We start from the raw sequence: 21,628 nt of genomic DNA on the forward strand, positions 1-21,628 counted from the left end.
ATGGCCAGCAAGCCGCCCTCGGGTGACCCGGTCCAGGACGCACCGCAGGTCGCCGCCCCCCGGCACAGCGCCGCCGGGCTGCCCGCCGTGGCGCATTCGCTGCGGGTCGCCCAGCAGCAGATGGGTGTCACCCGCGCGGCGCGGACACTGCTCAAGGTCAACCAGAAGGACGGCTTCGACTGTCCGGGCTGCGCCTGGCCGGAGGGCGATCACCGGCACACGGCGGAGTTCTGCGAGAACGGCGCGAAGGCGGTCGCCGAGGAGGCGACGCTGCGCCGGGTGACGCCGGACTTCTTCGCCGCGCACCCGGTGGCCGATCTGGCGACCCGCAGCGGCTACTGGCTGGGCCAGCAGGGCCGTATCACCCAGCCGATGCTCCTGGAGCGCGGCGCGGGCGACGGCGCCGCGGGCGGTGGCGACGGCGGGGACCGGTACGAACCGGTCAGCTGGGAGCGCGCGTTCTCGATCATCGCCGAGGAACTGACCGCGCTGGACTCCCCCGACGAGGCGCTGTTCTACACCTCCGGCCGCACCAGCAACGAGGCGGCCTTCCTTCTCCAGCTGTTCGCCCGCGAGTTCGGCACGAACAACCTGCCGGACTGCTCCAACATGTGCCACGAGTCGTCCGGTTCGGCGCTCGCGGAGACCCTGGGCGTCGGCAAGGGCAGCGTGTCCCTGGAGGACCTGCACCAGGCCGACCTGATCATCGTGGCCGGGCAGAACCCGGGGACCAACCACCCCCGGATGCTCTCCGCCCTGGAGAAGGCCAAGTCGGCGGGCGCCAGGATCATCTCGGTGAATCCGCTGCCCGAGGCCGGCCTGGAGCGGTTCAAGAATCCGCAGACCCCGCAGGGCATGGTCAAGGGCGCGGCGCTCAACGACCTCTTCCTCCAGATCCGCATCGGCGGCGACCAGGCCCTCTTCCGGCTGCTCAACAAGCTGATCCTCGACGCGGCCGAGAGCGACCCGACCGCCGTCGACGAGGCGTTCGTCGCCGAACACACCCACGGCTTCGAGGAGTTCACCGCCGCCGCGCGCGCCGCGGACTGGGACCAGACCCTCACCGCGACAGGGCTCGACCGGGACGACATCGAGCGCGCGCTGGCCATGGTGCTGGCGTCGAAGCGCACCATCGTCTGCTGGGCGATGGGCCTCACCCAGCACAAGCACTCCGTCGCGACCATCCGCGAGGTCGTCAACTTCCTCCTGCTGCGCGGCAACATCGGCCGGCCAGGCGCCGGGGTGTGTCCCGTACGCGGACACTCCAACGTCCAGGGCGACCGCACCATGGGCATCTTCGAGCGGCCCGCCCCGGCGTTCCTCGACGCCCTGGACCGGGAGTTCGGCATCACCTCGCCGCGCCACCACGGCTACGACGTCGTACGGGCCATCCGCGCCCTGCGCGACGGCGACGCGAAGGTCTTCTTCGCCATGGGCGGCAACTTCGTCTCGGCGTCGCCGGACACCGAGGTGACCGAGGCGGCGATGCGCACCGCGCGGCTCACCGTGCACGTCTCGACCAAGCTCAACCGCTCGCACGCGGTGACCGGCGCGCGCGCCCTGATACTTCCCACCCTCGGCCGCACCGACAAGGACGTGCAGGCGGGCGGCAGGCAGATCGTGACCGTGGAGGACTCCATGGGCATGGTGCACGCCTCGCGCGGCAACCTCGCCCCCGCGAGCCCGCACCTGCTGTCCGAGCCGGCGATCGTCGCCCGGCTGGCGCGGGCCGTCCTCGGTCCCGCGTCGATGACTCCCTGGGAGGAGTTCGAGAAGGACTACGGGTCGATCCGCGACCGCATCTCGCGCGTCGTCCCCGGCTTCGAGGACTTCAACGAACGCGTCGCGAAACCGGGCGGGTTCCAGCTTCCGCACGCCCCGCGCGACGAGCGGCGCTTCCCCACCGCCACCGGCAAGGCCAACTTCACGGCGGCGCCCGTCGAGTACCCCGAGCTGCCCGCGGGCCGGCTGCTGCTCCAGACGCTGCGCTCGCACGACCAGTACAACACCACGATCTACGGCCTGGACGACCGCTACCGGGGCATCAAGGGCGGTCGTCGCGTCGTCCTGGTGAACGCGGACGACGCCCGTGAACTGGGCCTGGCCGACGGCTCGTACACGGATCTGGTCAGTGAGTGGCGGGACGGCGTCGAGCGGCGGGCCCGCGGTTTCCGGGTGGTGCACTACCCCACGGCCCGCGGCTGCGCCGCCGCCTACTACCCGGAGACGAACGTGCTGGTGCCGCTGGACTCGACGGCCGACACGAGCAACACCCCGGCGAGCAAGTCCGTCGTGGTGCGCTTCGAGCACCGCTGACGGAACAGACCCCGACCTGCCTAAGCGTTCGCTCAGTCATCTGATAAGACGGTGCGGACCAGCGCACCGAACAAGGTGCATTGAACATGTATCGCATCACGCAGCCGATCGGAGCCGGACCCCATGGGTGAACAGTCCAAAGAGAACGGGCGGACAGCGCCGACGTTCCCGCAGGAGGTCATCGACGAGTACGCGCCGTACGACATGGACCTGACGTCGTTCTTCTCCGCCGGGAGCCTCGGCACCCGTATGGGACTGGTGGTCACCGAGGCGTCCGCAGACCGCGTCGTCGCCACCATGCCCGTCGAGGGCAACACCCAGCCGTACGGGCTGCTGCACGGCGGCGCCTCCGCCGTACTCGCCGAGACCCTCGGATCCATCGGCGCGATGCTCCACGGCGGGCGCAACAAGGTCGCCGTGGGCGTGGACCTCAACTGCACCCACCACCGCGCCGTACGCGACGGAGTGGTGACCGGCGTCGCCACCCCGATCCACCGCGGCCGGTCCACCGCGACGTACGAGATCGTGATCACCGACGCACGGGACAAACGGGTATGCACCGCCCGGCTGACATGTCTGCTCCAGAGCGGCGACGGCACCTCCTTCATCCCGACAAAAGAGGCTTGAGGAGCGAACCTCAAGGGGACCTCAAGCGGGCCGGGGGAAGTGCCGAACGGGCTTCCCCCGGTGGGGGGTGACCAACAGGTGAGACGCGCGACGGCCGTCGGGCCACCGCGAAACACGGCGGTAACGGGGGCTCGCCGAGAGCGCCGCGGCGCGCCCGCCGCCCGCCGGACCCCACACGGGAGAGCCAGGTGGGAACCCCGATGGTGACGTTATGTAACGCCTTACGGTGCGATCCATTGTCCTGTCGCCCGATGCGCATTAGCTTCGGCACATGAGCGGTATCGGCCCCGTCGAACCGGGCGAGGACACCTATCACCACCCGGAGGCCCCGCTCACCGGGGCGGCGCCGGTCCATGTCCGTCTCACCGTGCCCGCGCGCCACCGCCGCAAGGCCGTGCTGGCCGCCGCCGCGACCCTCACCACGGGCGTGTGCGTGTACGCCCTCAACGCCCCCGAGCCGCCGCCCGCGCCACCACCGCCCTGGCCCTCGCAGGTCGTCGGCTTCAACTACGCCGGAGCCTCTGCCGAGGCCGACCGCGCCGGCGCGTTCACCTTCGGCATCAGCATCTCCACCGAACCCGGCCGGCGGGTCACGATCGACGCCGTCACCCAGCCGTCGGCGGCGCTCGCCGTGTCGACACAGCCGTCCACGCCGTTCACCGTGGAGCCCGGCGATTCCCGCGAGGTACTGGTGACCGTCTACGTGCTCGACTGCGGGGAAGTACCACGGAACGCCGGACTCCCGTTCCTGGATGTCACCCTGCGTAACGAACGGGCGGTCCAGAAACAGAGCCGCATCCTCGGCGGCGGCTACCCGGAAGACCTCGGCGCGGCCATCGAAAAAGCCTGCGACCGTCCCGCTCCGTAACCGACCGACTACCGTCGCGGTCCTGCTGGTTCTCACTATGTGGACTTCCGAACGGTCTCAAATCACACGCCCTTCCCTTCCCGGCCGGGCTTCACCGCGCCCCCGTCATAACAAGAGCGTCACATCATGGGCCGCACCTCTGCACCACCCCCACCAGCGCGCTTAGAGTCACGGCCAGTCACCGCGCCACCGGATTACTTATCAGTTCGGTTCCAGCGCTCGACCCGGCTTCCCAATCAGGGACAGCCGTGCCAGGGGAAAGGACTGATCGTGCGTCACCGTTCCTTGTTCATAGTCACCACTGCGGTCACCGTAGGAGCCCTCACGCTGTCTGCTTGCGGCTCCCGCGACGACAGCGGCGAAGGAGGCAGCGGCGGCGGCGGAAAGACGACCGTCGTCATCGGCCTCGACGCGCCGCTGACCGGAGACCTCTCCGCGCTCGGCCAGGGCATCAAGAACTCCGCCGACCTCGCCGTCAAGACGGCCAACAAGAACAACGAAGTCGACGGTGTCACCTTCAAGCTGGAGGCGCTCGACGACGTGGCCCAGGCCGCGACCGGTCAGCAGAACGCCACCAAGCTCGTCGGCGACGACGAGGTCATGGGTGTCGTCGGCCCCCTGAACTCCGATGTCGGCCAGTCGATGCAGAAGGTCTTCGCCAACGACAACCTGGTCCAGGTGTCGCCCGCCAACACCAACCCCGAGCTCACGCAGGGCAAGGACTGGCAGGCCGGCAAGAAGGTCCGCGGCTTCGACACGTACTTCCGCACGTCGACCACGGACGCCATCCAGGGCCCGTACGCCGCGCAGTACATGTTCAACGACAAGAAGCTCAAGAAGGTCTATGTCATCGATGACAAGAAGACCTACGGAGCCGGTCTGGCCGCCACCTTCTCCACCGAGTTCAAGAAGCTCGGCGGCAAGGTAGTGGGCACCGACCACATCAACCCGGACGACAAGGACTTCTCGTCCGTGGCGAGCAAGGTCGCGCAGACCGACGCCGAGTTCGTCTACTACGGCGGCGAGTACCCGGCCGGCGCCCCGCTGGCCAGCCAGATCAAGAACGCCGGCGCCAAGATCCCCACCGTCGGTGGCGACGCTCTCTTCAGCGCCGAGTACATCAAGCTCGGCAAGAAGAACTCCGAAGGCGACTTCGCCAGCTCCGTGGGCGCGCCCCTGGAGACCCTGGAAACCGCCAAGAAGTTCATAGCCGACTACTCGGCCGGCGGCTACGACGGCGCCTTCGAGGCTTACGGCGGCTACGCCTACGACTCCACCTGGGCGATCATCCAGGCGGTCAAGGCCGTCGTCGAGAAGAACGACGGCAAGCTGCCCGGCGACGTCAAGGACGCGCGCAAGCAGATCACCGAGGCCATGCAGGACGTCAAGTTCGACGGAGTCACCGGATCGGTCGGCTTCGACGAGTTCGGCGACACCGTGAACAAGCAGCTCTCCCTCTACGAGGTCAAGGGCGGCAAGCACGTCCCCGTCAAGACGGGCGTGTTCGAGGGCTGACCGGGCTGACCAGCCCTCCCTCCATATAGGACCTACCACCGCGCGGGGGCGCCACAGCGCCCCCCCGCGGCCGTATCTGACCCCACTCATTCGGAGGCCCCGCGGTGAACGATCTGCCGCAGCAACTTGCCAACGGCCTGCTACTCGGCGCGCTGTACGGACTCATCGCAATCGGTTACACGATGGTCTATGGCATAGTCCAGCTCATCAATTTCGCCCATGGCGAGATATTCATGATCGGCGGCTTCGGTGCGCTGACAGCATTCCTCTGGCTGCCCGACGGCACCAGCCTGCTCATCGCACTGCCCCTCATGATCCTCATGGCGATGGCCTGCTCCGTGCTCGTCGCCGTAGGAGCCGAACGCTTCGCCTACCGGCCCCTGCGCAACGCACCCAGGCTCGCACCACTGATCACCGCGATCGGCCTCTCCATCGCACTGCAGCAAGCGGTCTGGGCCTTCTACCCCGACGCCACGAAGTCCAGGCCGTTCCCCGAATTCGAAGGCGGCAGGCTCGACTTCGGCGCCTTCGCCATCAGCCGCGGCGACCTCTTCCTGCTCATCGCGGCCCCTCTGTGCATGATCACCCTCGGGTTCTTCGTCTCCAAGACCCGCACCGGGCGCGCCATGCAGGCCACGTCGCAGGACCCGGACACGGCCAAGCTGATGGGCATCAACACCGACCGCATCATCGTCACCGCGTTCGCGATCGGAGCGGCCTTCGCCGCCATCGCGGCCGTCGCCCACGGCCTCAAGTACGGCGAGGTCAACTTCAAGATGGGCTTCATCGCCGGACTCAAGGCGTTCACCGCCGCGGTCCTCGGCGGTATCGGCAACATCTACGGCGCCATGATCGGCGGACTCGTCCTCGGCCTCTCCGAGGCCATGGCCACCGCCTACATCGAGAACATCCCCGGCATGTCCCAGCTCGGCGGCGGCGCCTGGAAGGACGTGTGGGCGTTCGTCCTCCTCATTCTCGTCCTGCTGCTGAGGCCCCAGGGTCTGCTCGGCGCACGCGTCTCGGATAGGGCGTGACACCGATGACCACGACAATCGACAAAACCGCGACCCCCGCCCCGGGCCCGAACCCCCCGGTCATCGGCCTGCCCCTGTCGGCAGCCCGCGCCGGAACCGGCATCGGCGCGATCGCCACCTTCGCGAGCACCTTCCTCGCCTGGACCTGGACCGCGGCGTTCCCCGGCGACCTCAGCGTCACCGGATACCCCGGCGGCCTCCAGGTACTCACCCTCACCGGCGCGATCCTGACGCTCCTGTTCGTACTCGCCGGCTACGAGATCCGCGGTCTGCGCTGGCTCTCACCCGCCGGCAAGAACGGGCCCGCCCTTCTCTTCGCCCTCGGCACGTTCGTCACCACCTGGTTCACCGTGATCGCCATCACCGTGGACCTCGGCGGACTCGCCAACCTCGAACCCGGCGCCTACGTCGCGGCAGTGGCCTCACTGATCGCCCTCGTCGCCGCGCTCGGACTCCCCTCCGACGTCGCGGCCGACAACACCACGGCCAACGTCTGGCAGCGGTTCGTCCACTGCTTCAAGGCACCCACGCCCAAGGAAGCGGCGACGCTCCCCGGCTGGGCCGAGATCCTCATCATCGCCTTCTCGTTCGGCCTGGGCCTGTACGTCTTCACGTACGGGATCGACATCGACTCCGACAACCCCCAGCTGTTCATCGGCTTCCTGATCCTCGTCGGATTCGGCGCCACGGCGATCTCCCGCGCCGGCCTCAACCGCCGCCTCGCGGGCCTCACCTCCAAGCACAAGAACGTGACCGTGACCGCGGCCTTCGTCGCCGCGTTCGCCTTCCCGTTCACCCAGAGCAACGACGCGTACGCCACCATCGGTACGAACATCCTGATCTTCGCCACCGTCGCCCTGGGCCTCAACGTCGTCGTCGGCCTCGCCGGCCTCCTCGACCTCGGATACGTCGCGTTCCTCGGCGTCGGCGCCTACACGGCCGCCCTCGTCTCCGGCTCGCCCTCCTCCACGATCGGCCTGCACCTGCCGTTCTGGGCCGCGGTCCTGTGCGGCGCGGGCGCCTCGCTGATCTTCGGTGTCGTCATCGGCGCACCGACACTGCGACTGCACGGCGACTACCTCGCCATCGTCACCCTCGGCTTCGGTGAGATCTTCCGCATCACGATGCAGAACCTCGACGGCTCCTCGGGCCCCGACGTCACCAACGGATCCAACGGCATCCCCAACATCCCGGACCTCGAACTATTCGGGTTCAACCTCGGGGAGTCCCATACGATCTTGGGGATGGAGCTGGGCAGGTTCTCCAACTACTACCTGCTCATGCTCCTGTTCACCATCATCGTGGTGACCGTCTTCCGCCGGTCCGACCAGTCCCGCATCGGCCGCGCCTGGGTCGCCATCCGCGAGGACGAGACCGCGGCCAGGGCCATGGGCATCAACGCCTTCCGGCTCAAGCTGCTCGCCTTCGCCCTCGGCGCCACCCTCGCCGGCATGGCCGGCACCGTACAGGCCCACGTGACCTTCACCGTCACACCCGCCCAGTACAAGTTCGTCGAGGCCGTACCGCCGAACTCCGCGTTCCTGCTCGCCGCCGTCATCCTCGGCGGCATGGGCACGGTCAGCGGACCCCTCATCGGCGCGGCGCTGCTCTACCTCATCCCGGCGAAGCTCCAGTTCATGGCCGACTACCAGCTCCTGCTCTTCGGCGTCGCGCTCATCCTCCTGATGCGCTTCCGCCCCGAAGGCCTCATCGCCGACCGCAGGAAGCAGCTGGAATTCCACGAGACCGGGCAACTCGACGCCCCCAAGGGCGATATCGGCCTCAAAAAGGCGGGGGTGTGACCCAATGACCACCGACATCCAGCCCACCGACTCCGGCGCCGCCGGACCGGGCACCGCCACCGGAACGGCCGTTCTGGAAGCCACCGGCGTCACCAAGAAGTTCGGCGGACTCACCGCCGTGAAGAACGTCGATCTGCGCGTCAACTCCGGCGAGATCGTCGGTCTCATCGGCCCCAACGGCGCCGGCAAGACCACCTTCTTCAACTGCCTCACCGGTCTGTACGTCCCCACCGAGGGCACCGTCCGCTACAAGGGCACCGTCCTGCCGCACCAGTCCCATCTGGTCACCAAGGCGGGCATCGCCCGTACGTTCCAGAACATCCGCCTCTTCGCCAACATGACCGTCCTGGAGAACGTCCTCGTCGGACGCCACACCAGGACCAAGGAAGGGCTCTGGTCCGCGCTCCTGCGCGGCCCCGGCTTCAAGAAGGCGGAGAAGGAGTCCGAGGCACGCGCCATGGAACTCCTGGAGTTCACCGGACTCGCCGGCAAGCGCGACCACCTCGCCCGCAACCTCCCCTACGGAGAACAGCGGAAACTGGAGATCGCGCGCGCCCTCGCCAGCGACCCGGGCCTCCTCCTGCTCGACGAGCCCACCGCGGGCATGAACCCGCAGGAGACCCGCACCACCCAGGACCTGGTCTTCGCCATCCGCGACCAGGGCATCGCCGTACTCGTCATCGAGCACGACATGCGCTTCATCTTCAACCTGTGCGACCGCGTCTCCGTCCTCGTCCAGGGCGAGAAGCTCGTCGAAGGCACCGCCGAGGTCGTCCAGGCCGACGAGCGGGTCGTCGCCGCCTATCTCGGCACCCCCTACGAGGGCGCCCCCGGCGCCGAGGAAGTCTCCGAGGTGGAGGCCGCGGAGGCACACAGCACGGCAGGCACAGAAGGAGACACCAAGTGACCGCACTACTGGAGGTGGAGGACCTCAAGGTCGCCTACGGCAAGATCGAAGCCGTCAAGGGCATCTCCTTCAGCGTCGAAGCCGGTCAGATCGTCACGCTCATCGGCACCAACGGCGCGGGCAAGACGACCACACTGCGCACCCTGTCCGGGCTGCTCAAGCCCTCCGGGGGCCGGATCACCTTCGACGGGCAACCGCTGAACGGCGTCGGCGCGCACAAGATCGTCGCGATGGGCCTGGCGCACTCCCCCGAGGGCCGCAGGATCTTCCCGCGGCTCACGATCGCGGAGAACCTCAAGCTCGGCGCCTTCCTCCGGAAGGACACCGCCGGCATCGAGAAGGACATCAAGCGCGCCTACGAACTGTTCCCGATCCTCGGCGAACGCAGCAAGCAGGCGGCGGGCACCCTCTCCGGCGGCGAGCAGCAGATGCTCGCCATGGGCCGGGCGCTGATGTCGCAGCCCAAGCTGCTCATGCTGGACGAGCCGTCGATGGGACTCTCGCCGATCATGATGCAGAAGATCATGGCGACGATCGCCGAACTCAAGTCGCAGGGCACGACGATCCTCCTCGTCGAGCAGAACGCCCAGGCGGCGCTGTCACTGGCCGACCAGGGCCATGTGATGGAGGTCGGCAAGGTCGTGCTCTCGGGCACCGGGCAGGACCTGCTGGTCGACGAGTCGGTACGGAAGGCATACCTCGGCGAGGACTGAGCCGCGGTACGGATACGAGAAGGCCCGCGCCCCCGAGGGGTTGCGGGCCTTCTCGCGTACGCGTACGTGTTCGCCGTACGGGGCGCCTACTGCCCCTTCGCGGCCTTCTTCTCCTCGGCGTCCTCGATGACGGCCTCGGCGACCTGCTGCATCGACAGCCGTCGGTCCATCGAGGTCTTCTGGATCCACCGGAAGGCGGCGGGCTCGGTGAGGCCGTACTGCGTCTGCAGGATCGACTTCGCGCGGTCCACGAGCTTGCGCGTCTCCAGCCGGGTCGTCAGATCGGCGACCTCCTGCTCGAGGGCCTTGAGCTCGTTGAATCGGGAGACGGCCATCTCGATGGCCGGCACGACGTCGCTCTTGCTGAACGGCTTCACGAGATACGCCATCGCGCCGGCGTCCCGGGCGCGCTCCACGAGATCGCGCTGGGAGAAGGCGGTGAGCATCAGGACGGGGGCGATGGACTCCCCCGCGATGCGCTCGGCGGCGGAGATGCCGTCGAGGACGGGCATCTTGACGTCGAGGATGACGAGATCGGGCTTGTGCTCCCGCGCGAGCTCGACGGCACGCTCACCGTCACCGGCCTCGCCCACGACGGAGTAGCCCTCTTCTTCGAGCATCTCCTTCAGGTCGAGACGGATGAGCGCCTCGTCCTCGGCGATGACGACTCGCGTCGTGAGGGGCGGGACGTGCGACTTGTCGTCGTCGACGGGCTGGGGCGACTCGGGGGCGGTCACTGAGGCTCCTCGTAACTGGCAGATACTGCTGTCCCTGAGCCTACCTAGCTACGGTATGGTTGGAGCACGGAGGGCCTGCCCCTTCCTTCGTTTCGAAGGAGCCCCGGTAGCCCAGCGGTAGAGGCCATGGATTCAAAACCCATACAGCGTCGGTTCGAATCCGACTCGGGGCACTTTCCCTTCGTTTCCAAGGTTGACGTGGATTCTGTCGATCTTCATGTGAACGTGTGACACGGACACCGTTTCCGGCTCGGCTCCCACAAGATCACGTCAAGCTCGTTCGTATGTACGACATGGAGACGCGCCGCAGCACGCTGGCGCTCATCGCCCAAGGCCGCAGCCTCAATTCCGTGAGCAGGCAGACCGGTGTGTCGCGTGCCGCGATACGCGCCTGGCAGGCTCGCGTCGAGCCCCTGCCGCGCATGGCGCAGGAGTGCCCGTCCGGACCTGCCGACAACGCGTCCTACGCCTATCTCCTCGGCCTCTATCTCGGTGACGGCTGCATCAGCACGTACTCCCGAGGCGGCTACTACCTGCGCATCGCCTGCGCGGATGCCTGGCCCGGTCTGATCGAGCTGTGCCGGGCGGCCGTTCCCGCCGTCCGGCCCGGTGTCTCCGTGGCTCTCGTGCAGAAGCGGGGATGCGTCATGGTGAGCAGTTACGACCGGCACTGGCCTTGTCTGTTCCCCCAGCACGGTCCCGGCAGGAAGCACGACCGGCCCATCGTGCTCGCCGACTGGCAGCGAAAGATCGTGGACACCCACCGGTGGGAGTTCGTACGCGGGCTCATCCACTCCGACGGCTGCCGGACCACGAACCGGACCACCCGCACCGTGGGCGGCGTGACCAAGCGCTACGAGTACCCCCGGTACTTCTTCACGAACAAGTCCGCCGACATTCTGCGGCTCTTCACGGACACCCTCGACACTCTCGGGATCGCCTGGAGGAAGGCCAACGCCCAGAACATCTCCGTCGCCCGCAAGGCGTCCGTCGTGCTCATGGACGCCCACGTCGGGCCGAAGTACTGAACTCCGGCCCGAGGCGCGCTACTTCGGGCTGTCGTCCTCGCCCACGTGGTGGACCCGGACCAGGTTCGTGGAGCCCGCGACTCCCGGTGGGGAACCCGCCGTGATCACCACGATGTCGCCCTTGTTGCAGCGGCCGATCCGCAGCAGGTGTTCGTCCACCTGGTCGACCATCGCGTCCGTCGAGTCCACGTGCGGGCCGAGAAACGCCTCCACACCCCAGGTGAGGTTGAGCTGCGCCTGTGTCGCCGGGTCCGGGGTGAAGGCGAGCAGGGGGATCGGTGAGCGGTAGCGCGAGAGGCGTTTGACCGTGTCGCCGGACTGGGTGAACGCGACCAGGAACTTCGCGCCGAGGAAGTCGCCCATCTCGGCCGCCGCGCGGGCGACCGCGCCGCCCTGGGTGCGGGGCTTGTTCCGCTCGGTGAGCGGGGGCAGGCCCTTGGCCAGGACGTCCTCCTCCGCCGCCTCGACGATGCGGCTCATCGTCCGGACCGTCTCGACCGGGTACTTGCCGACGCTCGTCTCGCCGGAGAGCATCACCGCGTCGGTGCCGTCGATGACGGCGTTGGCGACGTCGGACGCCTCCGCGCGCGTCGGCCGGGAGTTGTCGATCATCGAGTCGAGCATCTGCGTGGCGACGATGACCGGCTTCGCGTTGCGCTTCGCGAGCTTGATCGCGCGCTTCTGCACGATCGGCACCTGCTCCAGCGGCATTTCGACGCCGAGGTCGCCTCGGGCGACCATGATGCCGTCGAACGCGGCGACGATGTCGTCTATGTTCTCCACGGCCTGCGGCTTCTCGACCTTGGCGATGACGGGGACGCGCCGGCCCTCCTCGTCCATGACGCGGTGGACGTCCTCGATGTCGCGTCCGCTGCGCACGAAGGAGAGGGCGACGACGTCGGCACCGATGCGCAGGGCCCAGCGGAGGTCGTCGATGTCCTTCTCGGACAGCGCGGGGACGGACACCGCGACGCCGGGGAGGTTGAGGCCCTTGTTGTCGGAGACCATGCCGCCTTCGACGACGGTGGTGCGGACGCGGGGTCCGTCGACCCCGGTGACCTCGAGGGTCACCTTGCCGTCGTCCACGAGGATGCGTTCGCCGGTGGTCACGTCGTCGGCGAGTCCCTCGTAGGTCGTGCCGCAGGTGTGGCGGTCGCCTTCGAGGGGTTCGACGGTGATGGTGAATTCGTCGCCGCGTTCAAGGAGTACGGGGCCTTCGCGGAAGCGTCCGAGGCGAATCTTCGGACCTTGAAGGTCCGCGAGGATTCCCACGCTGCGGCCGGTTTCCTCGGCGGCTTTGCGTACGCGCTGGTAGCGCTCCTCGTGTTCGGCGTAGCTGCCGTGACTGAGGTTGAAGCGGGCGACGTCCATTCCGGCCTCGACCAGTGCTTTGATCTGGTCGTAAGAGTCGGTGGCGGGCCCCAGGGTACAGACGATTTTCGCTCGGCGCATGGTTCGAGACTAAACCTTACCGCCGGGTAGGTAATTGGTCTCACATGACTACTCAACAACCTTTGCGTGAAGGGTTGTTGACAAGTGTTGAAGTGCGCGCACGGCCGCTCTGATGAGCGTTATTCGGAGGTTGTCGGCAGTGGGGCCCGGCCGGGGCCGGGCCCCTGCTCGGAGCGCGTACTCGGAGCCCGTGCTCAGAGAACCGGCGGTGTCATCGTGAAGCGCGCGTTCACCTGCGCGTAGACGGTCTGCCGCTGCGGTTCGAGATCCAGGGCGGGCGCCGCGCCCGCGGCCTCGGGGGCTCCGCCGTAACCCCTCGCGTACGCGGGGGCACGCGTCGCGTACGGCACGGCGTTCTCCGCCCCGATGTCGGCGAGTTCGACGAGCGCCGCGAGGTTCGCGCCGAGCGCCCCGGCGTACTCGCGGGCCCGCTGGACCGCCTCGCGGACCGCCTGCCTGCGCGCCTCACCGTGTGCGGGCGAATCGGGGCGCAGGGCCCACCAGGGGCCGTCGACGGTGGTGAGTTCGAGGTCGGCGAGGCGGGTGGTGAGTTCGCCGAGTGCGGTGAAGTCGGAGAGTTCGGCGCTGATGGCCACCCGGCCGTGGTAGGCGCGGATCCGTTCGCCGCGGCCGTGCCGGGTGAGTTCCGGGTTGATGGAGAAGGAGCCGGTCTCCAGCTTCTCGACGGCGTCCGCGTAGGACTTGATCAGCGTCAGGGCCTCGTTGTTGCGGCGGGTGAGGTCTTCGAGCGCGGTGCGCCGGTCGGTGCCGCGCGCGCCGACCGAGACGCCGATCCTGGCGATCTCCGGGTCGAACTCCAGGCGTGCCTCGCCGCGGACGGCGACCCTCGGGGTCTCGGGGGTGCCGTAGGGGGCGGAGCCGGCGGTGGGGACGTCGGTGGTCACGGGTGGGTTCTCCCTCGTGCGGCGGCGAGTTGTGGGGTGGCGGGGGCGTCTGGGCCACTCTCCCATCCGGCTCCGTCGGGGGCACGACTTTCGGCGGTCATCGGATCGAAACCCTGCGGGGGTGTTCCGTCGGGCGTTCCTGCGTCAGAATCTAGCCGCCTTATCTACGCGCGTTGTGCGTGTGGGTGACGAGATCGAGGGAGTAGCGATGCCGCTGAACCGAAGGACGTTCCTGGGCCGGTCGGCCGCGGCCGGAGCCGGTGCGGCGATCGCCGGGGGCGCCGCCGTCCCGGCGCAGGCGCGGGAGCACGGCGACGGCCACGGGCATGGCCACGGACGTCCGCCGAAGCGGTACTCGTTCACCGTGATGGGCACCACGGACCTGCACGGCAACGTCTTCAACTGGGACTACTTCACGGACAAGGAGTTCGACGACAAGGACCGCAACGATGTCGGTCTGGCCAAGATCTCCACGCTGGTGAACCGCATCCGTAAGGAGAAGGGCCGCGGCAACACGCTGCTCATCGACGCGGGCGACACGATCCAGGGCACCCAGCTCTCTTACTACTACGCGAAGATCGACCCGATCACGGCGAAGCGCGGCCCGGTGCACCCGATGGCGCAGGCGATGAACGCGATCGGTTACGACGCGGCGGCGCTCGGCAACCACGAGTTCAACTACGGCATCCCGGTGCTGCGGAAGTTCGAGGAGCAGTGCCGTTTCCCGCTGCTCGGTGCCAACGCGCTGGACGCGAAGACGCTGCGGCCCGCGTTCCCGCCGTATGTGATCAAGCGGCTGCGCACGCCGCACGGGCGTGATGTGCGGGTGGCGGTGCTGGGTCTGACGAATCCGGGCATCGCGATCTGGGACAAGGCGAACGTCCAGGGGAAGATGACGTTCCCGGGGCTGGAGGAGCAGGCGGCGAAGTGGGTGCCCAAGCTCCGGTCGATGGGCGCCGATGTGGTGATCGTGTCCGCGCATTCGGGGTCGAGCGGCACGTCGTCCTACGGAGATCAGCTTCCGCACATCGAGAACGCCGCCGGTCTGGTGGCCGAGCAGGTGCCGGGCATCGACGCGATCCTGGTCGGGCACGCGCACACCGAGATCGCCGAGTACCGGGTCACGAACAAGGAGACCGGCGAGGACGTGGTGCTGTCCGAGCCGCTGAAGTGGGGGCAGCGGCTGACGCTGTTCGACTTCGACCTGGTGTGGGAGCGGGGGCGCTGGTCGGTCGAGAAGGTGGGCGCCCAGGTCCTCAACTCGAACACGGTGGAGGAGGATCCGAAGATCACCGGGCTGCTGGTGGACGAGCACCGCAAGGTGGTGAGTTACGTCAACCAGGTGATCGGGACGTCGACGGCCGCCATGACGACGGCCGACGCGCCGTGGCGGGACGAGCCGTTGATCGATCTGATCAACCATGTGCAGACGGAGACGGTGAGGGCCGGTCTCGCGGGCGGCGAGTGGGCGGCGCTGCCGCTGCTGTCGCAGGCTTCGTGTTTCTCGCGTACGGCGGGTATCCCGGCGGGCGAGGTGACCATCAAGGACGCGGCGGGGCTGTATCCGTTCGAGAACACCCTGGAGGCACGGTTGCTGACGGGTGCTCAGATCAAGGATTATCTCGAGTTCTCGGCGAAGTACTACGTGCGGACGGCGGCGGGTGCGCCGGTGGACACGTCGAAGCTGACGAACGCGGACAACATCCCGGACTACAACTACGACGTGGTGTCGGGTCTGACGTACGACATCGACATCGCGAAGCCGGCCGGTTCGCGGATCGTGAATCTCTCCTTCGAGGGGAAGGCGCTGGACCCGGCGGCGCGGTTCGTGCTGGCGGTGAACAACTACCGGGCGAGCGGCGGCGGGAACTTCCCGCATGTCGCGGGCGCGCAGCAGTTGTGGGCGAACCCGGACGAGATCCGGAACACGATCATCACGTGGGTGCAGGCGGAGAAGACCGTCGACCCGACTCGGTTCGCCTCGGTGGACTGGAAGCTCACGCGCGACGGCACCCCGGTCTTCTGACTCGTCGCGCGATGACGCGCCGGTGTGGTGCCGTCCCCTCGGCACCACACCGGCGCACCCCTCACGACCGGCACGGCCGCCGTGTCAGCGCACCTCGGAGAGCGGCACGAGGCCCCTGGGCACCGGCACCGGCCGGTGCCTTTCCCGTCCGTCCAGGCCGAAGCTGGTGAACGCGGTCCGGCGCGGCAGCGGGTAGGGCTCGGCGCCGGTCAGCGAGTTGAGGATGGTGGCACTGCGCCAGGCGGCGAGTCCGAGGTCGGGGGCGCCGACGCCGTGCGTGTGGCGTTCGGCGTTCTGTACGTACACGGAGCCGGTCACCGAGGGGTCGAGGACCAGCCGGTGGCGCTCGTCGACGCGTGGGCGCTGGGATTTGTCGAGGCACATGTACGGGTCGAGTCCGGCCAGGAGCCGGCTGAGCGGGCGCTCGCGGTAGCCGGTGGCGAGGACGACGGCGTCGGTGGTGAGCCGGGAGCGGCCGGACTGCCGGCCGTGTTCCAGGTGCAGTTCGATCCTGGTGGCGCCGACCCGTCCCGCGGTGCGGACGAGGACGCCTGGGGTGAGGACGGCGTCGGGCCAGCCGCCGTGCAGTGTGCGGCGGTAGAGCTCGTCGTGGATGGCGGCGATGGTGTCGGCGTCGATGCCTTTGTGGAGCTGCCACTGGCGCGGGACGAGTTCGTCGCGGACGTGTTCGGGCAGTGCGTGGAAGTAGGAGGTGTAGTCGGGGGTGAACTGCTCCAGGCCGAGCTTGGAGTACTCCATGGGTGAGAAGGCTTCGGTGCGGGCGAGCCAGTGGAGCTTCTCGGCGCCGGCGGGGCGGGCGCGGAGCAGGTCGAGGAAGACCTCGGCGCCGGACTGGCCGGAGCCGACGACGGTGATGTGTTCGGCTTCGAGGATCCGCTCGCGGTGGTCGAGGTAGTCGGCGGAGTGGATCACGGGGACGGCTGGGGTGTCGGCGAGGGGTTTGAGCGGTTCGGGGATGTACGGCTCGGTGCCGATGCCGATCGCGACGTTGCGGGTGTAGGCGCGGCCGAGGGCCTCGACCTCGCCGTCGTGGTCGAGCTGGGTGAAGTCGACCTCGAACAGGGCGCGTTCGGCGTTCCAGCGGACGGCGTCGACCTGGTGGCCGAAGTGGAGTCCGGGGAGTTGTTCGCTGACCCAGCGGCAGTACGCGTCGTATTCGGCGCGCTGGATGTGGAAGCGCTCGGCGAAGTAGAAGGGGTAGAGCCGCTCGCGGGCTCTGAGGTAGCTGAGGAAGGACCAGGGGCTCGCCGGGTCGACGAGGGTCACCAGGTCGGCCAGGAAGGGCACCTGGAGGGTGGCGCCGTCGAGGAGCAGGCCGGGGTGCCAGTGGAAGGCGGGGCGCTGTTCGTAGAAGGTGGCGGCTAGTCCTCCGTGGACGCCGTCGGCGAGCGCGGCGAGGGAGAGGTTGAACGGGCCGATGCCGATGCCGACCAGATCGTGCGGCCGGTGGTGATCGTCTGCTGACAGGTCGGTCATTGGGGGTCCTTCAGGGCGCGTGGGGCAGCTGCACCGGGGTGCCCGGGGTCGGGGGTGGTGCCCACGGTGCACAACGATCCGGAGCCCGAAGGGGTATCGGCGTGCCCTGAAGGAGAGTTGGCGCTTGTGCCCCTCTACGGAGGACGGGCCGGCGCCCCGTGGGGGTGCCGGCCCGTCCTCCGTGGGAAGGCGGCCGGGTCAGCCCTCCCGTACGCGCAACGCGCGGCGCAGGTCGTCGAGTTGGTCGGCGAGCTTGCGGCGCAGGGCGGGCAGGATGTCCGGGCCGGTCAGAGACTCCTCGCCCAGGCGCAGCGATTCCGGGTCCACGGCGTGCACCGGGAAGGCGTGGCGTCCGGCGAACTCGGCGATGGCGGGGCCGCGGCGCTTGGCGAGTTCGACGGCGTCGGTGTAGAAGCGCGGGACGTATTTGCGTACGAGGTCGGTCTGTTCGGGCTGCCAGAAGCCCTGGGCGGTGGCGGTGAAGAGGTGGTTGGACAGGTCGTCGGTCAGGAACAGCCGTTCCCAGGCGGCGGCTTTGGCGTCGCCGTCGGGGAGGGCGGCGCGGCAGCGGGCGGCGCCTTCCTGGCCGGTGGCGCTGGGGTCGCGGGCGAGTTCGTCGGTGATGGCGGAGTCGTCCACGGCGCCGAGGACGGCGAGGCGGTAGAGGATGCGCCAGCGCAGTTCGGGGTCGAGTTCGGGGCCGCCGGGGACGCTGTCCGAGCCCAGCCAGTCCTGGATGCCGTCGGGTTGGGTGGCGGCGGAGATGAAGTGGCGTACGGCGGTGAGGCGCAGGCCGGGCGCGTTGCCGTCCTCGGTGCGGCGGATGAGGGCGCGGCAGATGGCGGTGAGGCCGGCGAGGGCGGCGGGCCGGTCGTCGGGGGCGAGGTAGCGGTCGGCGATCTGGGTGGCGGCGAAGCCGAGTACGCCTTGCACGACGGCCAGGTCGGATTCGTGCGGGAGGTGGGTACGGGCGGCTTCCAGGTAGGCGGTGGGGGCCAGTTCGCCGTCGCGGACCATGTCGCGGGCGGCGTTCCAGACGACGGCGCGGGTGAGCGGGTCGGGGATGCCGGAGAGACAGTCGAGCGCGGTGGCCCAGGAGCGGTCGTCGAGGCGGACCTTGGCGTAGCCGAGGTCGCCGTCGTTGAGGACGACGAGGTCGGGGCGGCGGCCGGCGCGGACGGTGGGGCCGTCCTGCTGCGGGATGTCGATCTCGAAGCGGTCGCGGAGGGCGAGGCGGCCGGGGTCGACGAGGTCGCGGTCGTAGGCGCCGACGGCGATGCGGTGCGGGCGGTTGCCGTGCTGGGTGACGTGGAGCGTCCAGCCGTTCTCGGAGCCGTTGCCGTTGCCGGTCCCGTTCCCACCCCCGTTGACGTTGGCGACGGTGGGGGTGAGGGTGTCGACGCCGGTCGTGCGGAGCCACTGCTCGGCCCACCGGTGCACGTCGCGGTCGGTGGACGCGGCGAGGGAGTCGATGAAGTCGGCGAGGGTGGCGTTGCCGAACTTGTGCCGGGCGAAGTGTGTGTTGATGCCGGCGAGGAAGTCCTTCTCGCCGAGCCAGGCGACGAGTTGGCGCAGCGCGGAGGCGCCCTTGGCGTAGGAGATGCCGTCGAAGTTGAGCATCGCGGCCGCGGTGTCGGGCACGCTGTCGGGGTCGGGCGCGACGGGGTGGGTGGAGGGGCGCTGGTCGGCGTCGTATCCCCAGGACTTGCGGTCGATGCCGAAGGCGACCCAGGTGTCGGTGTAGCGGGTGGCCTCGGTGAGGGTCTGGTAGCCCATGTACTCGGCGAAGGACTCGTTCAGCCAGATGTCGTCCCACCAGGTGAGGGTGACGAGGTCGCCGAACCACATGTGGGCCATCTCGTGGGCGATGACCATGGCACGGGTCTGCCGCTCGGTGTCGGTGACGGCGGAGCGGTAGACGAATTCGTCGCGGAAGGTGACGAGGCCCGGGTTCTCCATGGCGCCGGCGTTGAACTCGGGGACGAAGGCCTGGTCGTAGGAGTCGAAGGGGTACGGCTCCTCGAACTTCTCGTGGTAGCGGTCGTAGCAGGCGCGGGTGATGGTGAGGATCTCGTCGGCGTCGATGTCGAGGTGGGGTGCCAGGGAGCGGCGGCAGTGGATGCCGAAGGGCAGGCCCGCGTGTTCGGTGCGGACGGAGTGCCAGGGGCCGGCGGCGACGGCCACGAGGTAGGTGGAGATGGGCGGGGTCGGCGCGAGGCTCCAGCGGCCGTCGCCCTCGTCGGTGGCGACCGAGTTGCCGAGGACGGTCCACCCTTCGGGGGCGGTGACGTCGAGTTCGAAGACGGCCTTGAGGTCGGGCTGGTCGAAGACGGCGAAGACCCGCTGGACGTCTTCGAGGAACATCTGGGTGTAGACGTAGGTCTCGCCGTCGGTGGGGTCGGTGAAGCGGTGCATGCCTTCGCCGGTGCGGGAGTAGCGCATGGTGGCTTCGACGAGCAGTTCGTGCTCGCCGGCGGTGAGTCCGGGGAGCGCGAGGCGGTTCTCGGCCAGTCCGGCGGTGTCCAGGGGCTGTCCGTCGAGGGTGACCGAGCGCAGCAGGGCGGGCTTCAGCTCGACGAAGGTGTCGCCGGCCGCGCGGGCGGTGAAGTGGATGGCGGCACGGGATTCGAAGGTCTCGTCGCCGGTGGTCAGGTCGAGGGCGACCGTGTACCGGTGGACGTCGATGAGCTGGGCACGGGTCTGCGCTTCGTCGCGCATCAGTACGGACATGGGGCCATGCTGCCCGATGGGCCGGGGGCGGCGCAGCAGGTGGGGGTTGCGCTGTCAGCGCACGGGCCGGGTCACGGGAGCGTGGCGCGGGGGCGCGGCGGAGCGCGTCTTTCCCGGCCGTCCGGCAGGCCGTCGGGCCCGTCCGGCGATCGGGGGCCGGACCGGGCGGATCCGGTCAGGGCCTGGGCCCGGAGCCGTCGGCGATCGTCTCGTGGTGCCGGATGACTTCGGCGATGATGAAATTGAGGAGTTTCTCGGCGAAGGCGGGGTCGAGCCTGGCGCTCTCGGCGAGCTGCCGCAGCCGGGTGATCTGCCGGGCCTCGCGGGCCGGGTCGGCGGGCGGCAGATGGTGTTCGGCCTTGAGGAAGCCGACCTGTTGGGTGCATTTGAACCGTTCGGCCAGCATATGGACGACGGCCGCGTCGATGTTGTCGATACTCCCGCGGAGCCGGTCCAGCTCGGCCTGGACGGACTGGTCGATGCCGCCGTTGTCGCTCGTGGTCATGGTGCGGAAGCTTAGGGGGTGTCGCGCGGATCATGGAGAGCGTCTCAAGGAGAGGGCGTCGTGATCGTCGGGGGGTGGTCCGGGTCGGGGACGCTGTCGCTCCAGCCGCCGGGTACGGCCTGGCCCTGGCGTTCCCGGAAGCGGACCGGCGCGATGCCCACGCGGCGTGTGAACAGCCGGGAGAAGTACGCGGGGTCGTCGTAGCCGACGCGGCGTGCGACGGCCGCGACGGGCAGTTCGGTGGCGGCGAGGAGTTCCTTGGCGCGGCCGAGTCTGATGCCGAGCAGATAGTCCTTGGGGCTGCATCCGGCGCCTCTGCGGACGGCGCCCCGCAGTTCGGCGGGGCTCATGCCGTGCCGTGCCGCGTGTTCGGCGACGGAGAGCGGCAGGAAGGCGTCACGGGCGAGGGCCTGGAGGACGAGGTCGCCCTCGGCGTTGGTATCGGCGCGGTCGCGGCGCAGTGCGACGAGGAGTTCGTGGACGGCGGCGCCGGTCTCGACCTCCAGGAGCGGGTTGCCCCGCCGTGCGGCGCGCACGATGCGGCCGACGGCGGCGCGCGCGGTGGCGGCGTCGGCGAGGGGGACGACGGGGCGGTCCGTCTCGATGTAGCCGAGTTCGGTGTAGGTGGCGGTGGCGGGGCCGGTGAAGTCGACGAAGCTCTCGTCCCAGCCGGTCTCGGGGTCGGCGCCGTAGTGGTGCGGTACGCCGGGGATCAGCCAGAGCAGCGCGGGGGCGGTGACGGTGGTGCGGTGCCCTTCGGCGTCGCGGTACCAGCCGCTGCCCGCGCCGATGACGACGGCGACGTGGTGGTCGAGGACGCGGGGTCCGACGGTCGGCAGCCGGCCGTGCTGGAGGCCGACGCCGAGGCAGACGAGGCCGAGGCGGTGGTGGACGGGGCTGGGGGTGAAGTACCGCATCCAGGTGTGGTACATCCGTTGCCGCTCTCCTCTCCCGGCCGCTTCCGGT

17 protein-coding genes and 1 tRNA gene are annotated in these 21,628 nt (G+C 69.1%); 11 read left to right on the forward strand and 7 right to left on the reverse strand.

Annotation, left to right across the window (positions count from 1 at the left end; genetic code table 11):
* The 8 genes from ACFWHU_RS05720 (at position 1) to ACFWHU_RS05755 (ending at position 9,782) form a co-directional block, all read left to right on the forward strand.
* The gene (locus tag ACFWHU_RS05720) at positions 1–2,316 is read left to right on the forward strand and encodes an FdhF/YdeP family oxidoreductase (RefSeq protein WP_387224091.1); all 2,316 of its coding nucleotides are present in this window, start codon (positions 1–3) and stop codon (positions 2,314–2,316) included.
* A 123-nt stretch (positions 2,317–2,439) separates the two neighbouring features.
* Entirely contained in the window at positions 2,440–2,943 is a 504-nt protein-coding gene (locus ACFWHU_RS05725; protein WP_385794867.1) for a PaaI family thioesterase, read from the forward strand.
* A gap of 271 nt (positions 2,944–3,214) precedes the next feature.
* Entirely contained in the window at positions 3,215–3,811 is a 597-nt protein-coding gene (locus tag ACFWHU_RS05730; protein ID WP_387224092.1) for a Tat pathway signal sequence domain protein, read from the forward strand.
* A gap of 270 nt (positions 3,812–4,081) precedes the next feature.
* Positions 4,082–5,326, forward strand: coding sequence for a branched-chain amino acid ABC transporter substrate-binding protein (locus tag ACFWHU_RS05735; RefSeq protein WP_385794871.1), 1,245 nt, complete (start codon positions 4,082–4,084; stop codon positions 5,324–5,326).
* Between the two features lie 104 nt (positions 5,327–5,430).
* Positions 5,431–6,360 (forward strand): branched-chain amino acid ABC transporter permease, encoded by a 930-nt coding sequence (locus ACFWHU_RS05740; RefSeq protein ID WP_147872277.1) that lies wholly within the window; start codon positions 5,431–5,433, stop codon positions 6,358–6,360.
* A gap of 5 nt (positions 6,361–6,365) precedes the next feature.
* Positions 6,366–8,162 (forward strand): branched-chain amino acid ABC transporter permease, encoded by a 1,797-nt coding sequence (locus ACFWHU_RS05745; protein WP_385794876.1) that lies wholly within the window; start codon positions 6,366–6,368, stop codon positions 8,160–8,162.
* Positions 8,163–8,166: 4 nt separating this feature from the next.
* Positions 8,167–9,069: an ABC transporter ATP-binding protein gene (locus ACFWHU_RS05750; RefSeq protein ID WP_385794879.1), complete on the forward strand. Its 903-nt coding sequence runs from the start codon at positions 8,167–8,169 to the stop codon at positions 9,067–9,069.
* Entirely contained in the window at positions 9,066–9,782 is a 717-nt protein-coding gene (locus ACFWHU_RS05755; protein ID WP_385794881.1) for an ABC transporter ATP-binding protein, read from the forward strand. Before ACFWHU_RS05750 ends, ACFWHU_RS05755 begins: the two co-directional genes overlap by 4 nt.
* Before the next feature lie 86 nt (positions 9,783–9,868).
* Here ACFWHU_RS05755 and ACFWHU_RS05760 read toward each other — a convergent pair whose 3' ends face one another.
* The gene (locus ACFWHU_RS05760) at positions 9,869–10,519 is read right to left on the reverse strand and encodes an ANTAR domain-containing response regulator (protein ID WP_385794883.1); all 651 of its coding nucleotides are present in this window, start codon (positions 10,517–10,519) and stop codon (positions 9,869–9,871) included.
* 100 nt (positions 10,520–10,619) lie between these two features.
* Here ACFWHU_RS05760 and ACFWHU_RS05765 point away from each other — a divergent pair.
* Both ACFWHU_RS05765 and ACFWHU_RS05770 read left to right on the forward strand, forming a co-directional pair.
* Positions 10,620–10,692: transfer RNA gene (locus tag ACFWHU_RS05765), tRNA-Leu, on the forward strand.
* A 111-nt stretch (positions 10,693–10,803) separates the two neighbouring features.
* Positions 10,804–11,547, forward strand: a complete 744-nt coding sequence (locus ACFWHU_RS05770; RefSeq protein ID WP_387224093.1) for a helix-turn-helix domain-containing protein — start codon at positions 10,804–10,806, stop codon at positions 11,545–11,547.
* Positions 11,548–11,565: 18 nt separating this feature from the next.
* On the opposite strand, the gene pyk is transcribed toward ACFWHU_RS05770, so the two are convergent.
* Both pyk and ACFWHU_RS05780 read right to left on the reverse strand, forming a co-directional pair.
* A complete protein-coding gene (gene pyk / locus ACFWHU_RS05775) occupies positions 11,566–12,999 on the reverse strand; it encodes a pyruvate kinase (RefSeq protein ID WP_385794888.1) in 1,434 nt (477 codons plus the stop codon).
* 194 nt (positions 13,000–13,193) lie between these two features.
* Positions 13,194–13,904 carry an SIMPL domain-containing protein gene (locus ACFWHU_RS05780; RefSeq protein WP_385794890.1) on the reverse strand — a complete coding sequence of 237 codons (711 nt, stop codon included), beginning with the start codon at positions 13,902–13,904 and terminating at the stop codon, positions 13,194–13,196.
* A gap of 208 nt (positions 13,905–14,112) precedes the next feature.
* Between ACFWHU_RS05780 and ACFWHU_RS05785 the strand changes: the two genes are divergently transcribed.
* Positions 14,113–15,930: a bifunctional metallophosphatase/5'-nucleotidase gene (locus tag ACFWHU_RS05785; protein WP_387224094.1), complete on the forward strand. Its 1,818-nt coding sequence runs from the start codon at positions 14,113–14,115 to the stop codon at positions 15,928–15,930.
* 84 nt (positions 15,931–16,014) lie between these two features.
* Here ACFWHU_RS05785 and ACFWHU_RS05790 read toward each other — a convergent pair whose 3' ends face one another.
* The 4 genes from ACFWHU_RS05790 to ACFWHU_RS05805 all read right to left on the reverse strand — a co-directional run bounded on the left by ACFWHU_RS05790 (position 16,015) and on the right by ACFWHU_RS05805 (position 21,594).
* Positions 16,015–17,427, reverse strand: a complete 1,413-nt coding sequence (locus ACFWHU_RS05790) for a lysine N(6)-hydroxylase/L-ornithine N(5)-oxygenase family protein (RefSeq protein WP_387224095.1) — start codon at positions 17,425–17,427, stop codon at positions 16,015–16,017.
* A gap of 198 nt (positions 17,428–17,625) precedes the next feature.
* Positions 17,626–20,157, reverse strand: coding sequence for an aminopeptidase N (gene pepN / locus ACFWHU_RS05795; RefSeq protein WP_387224096.1), 2,532 nt, complete (start codon positions 20,155–20,157; stop codon positions 17,626–17,628).
* Between the two features lie 175 nt (positions 20,158–20,332).
* A complete protein-coding gene (locus ACFWHU_RS05800) occupies positions 20,333–20,662 on the reverse strand; it encodes a chorismate mutase (protein ID WP_385794899.1) in 330 nt (109 codons plus the stop codon).
* A 44-nt stretch (positions 20,663–20,706) separates the two neighbouring features.
* A complete protein-coding gene (locus ACFWHU_RS05805) occupies positions 20,707–21,594 on the reverse strand; it encodes a helix-turn-helix domain-containing protein (protein ID WP_387224097.1) in 888 nt (295 codons plus the stop codon).
* Between the last annotated feature and the right edge of the window lie 34 nt (positions 21,595–21,628).

It is taken from the genome of Streptomyces sp. NPDC060366 (genome assembly GCF_042725135.1).
GTDB lineage: Bacteria > Actinomycetota > Actinomycetes > Streptomycetales > Streptomycetaceae > Streptomyces.

What these genes read in the sequence shown, in the direction of transcription:
- pepN (WP_387224096.1), bottom strand. Translation starts at nt 20,157, where the DNA reads ATGTCCGTACTGATGCGCGACGAAGCGCAGACCCGTGCCCAGCTCATC.
- ACFWHU_RS05800 (WP_385794899.1), bottom strand. Translation starts at nt 20,662, where the DNA reads ATGACCACGAGCGACAACGGCGGCATCGACCAGTCCGTCCAGGCCGAG.
- ACFWHU_RS05805 (WP_387224097.1), bottom strand. Translation starts at nt 21,594, where the DNA reads ATGTACCACACCTGGATGCGGTACTTCACCCCCAGCCCCGTCCACCAC.
- ACFWHU_RS05725 (WP_385794867.1), top strand. Translation starts at nt 2,440, where the DNA reads ATGGGTGAACAGTCCAAAGAGAACGGGCGGACAGCGCCGACGTTCCCG.
- ACFWHU_RS05750 (WP_385794879.1), top strand. Translation starts at nt 8,167, where the DNA reads ATGACCACCGACATCCAGCCCACCGACTCCGGCGCCGCCGGACCGGGC.
- ACFWHU_RS05770 (WP_387224093.1), top strand. Translation starts at nt 10,804, where the DNA reads ATGTACGACATGGAGACGCGCCGCAGCACGCTGGCGCTCATCGCCCAA.
- ACFWHU_RS05785 (WP_387224094.1), top strand. Translation starts at nt 14,113, where the DNA reads ATGCCGCTGAACCGAAGGACGTTCCTGGGCCGGTCGGCCGCGGCCGGA.
- ACFWHU_RS05790 (WP_387224095.1), bottom strand. Translation starts at nt 17,427, where the DNA reads ATGACCGACCTGTCAGCAGACGATCACCACCGGCCGCACGATCTGGTC.
- ACFWHU_RS05730 (WP_387224092.1), top strand. Translation starts at nt 3,215, where the DNA reads ATGAGCGGTATCGGCCCCGTCGAACCGGGCGAGGACACCTATCACCAC.
- ACFWHU_RS05745 (WP_385794876.1), top strand. Translation starts at nt 6,366, where the DNA reads ATGACCACGACAATCGACAAAACCGCGACCCCCGCCCCGGGCCCGAAC.
- ACFWHU_RS05720 (WP_387224091.1), top strand. Translation starts at nt 1, where the DNA reads ATGGCCAGCAAGCCGCCCTCGGGTGACCCGGTCCAGGACGCACCGCAG.
- pyk (WP_385794888.1), bottom strand. Translation starts at nt 12,999, where the DNA reads ATGCGCCGAGCGAAAATCGTCTGTACCCTGGGGCCCGCCACCGACTCT.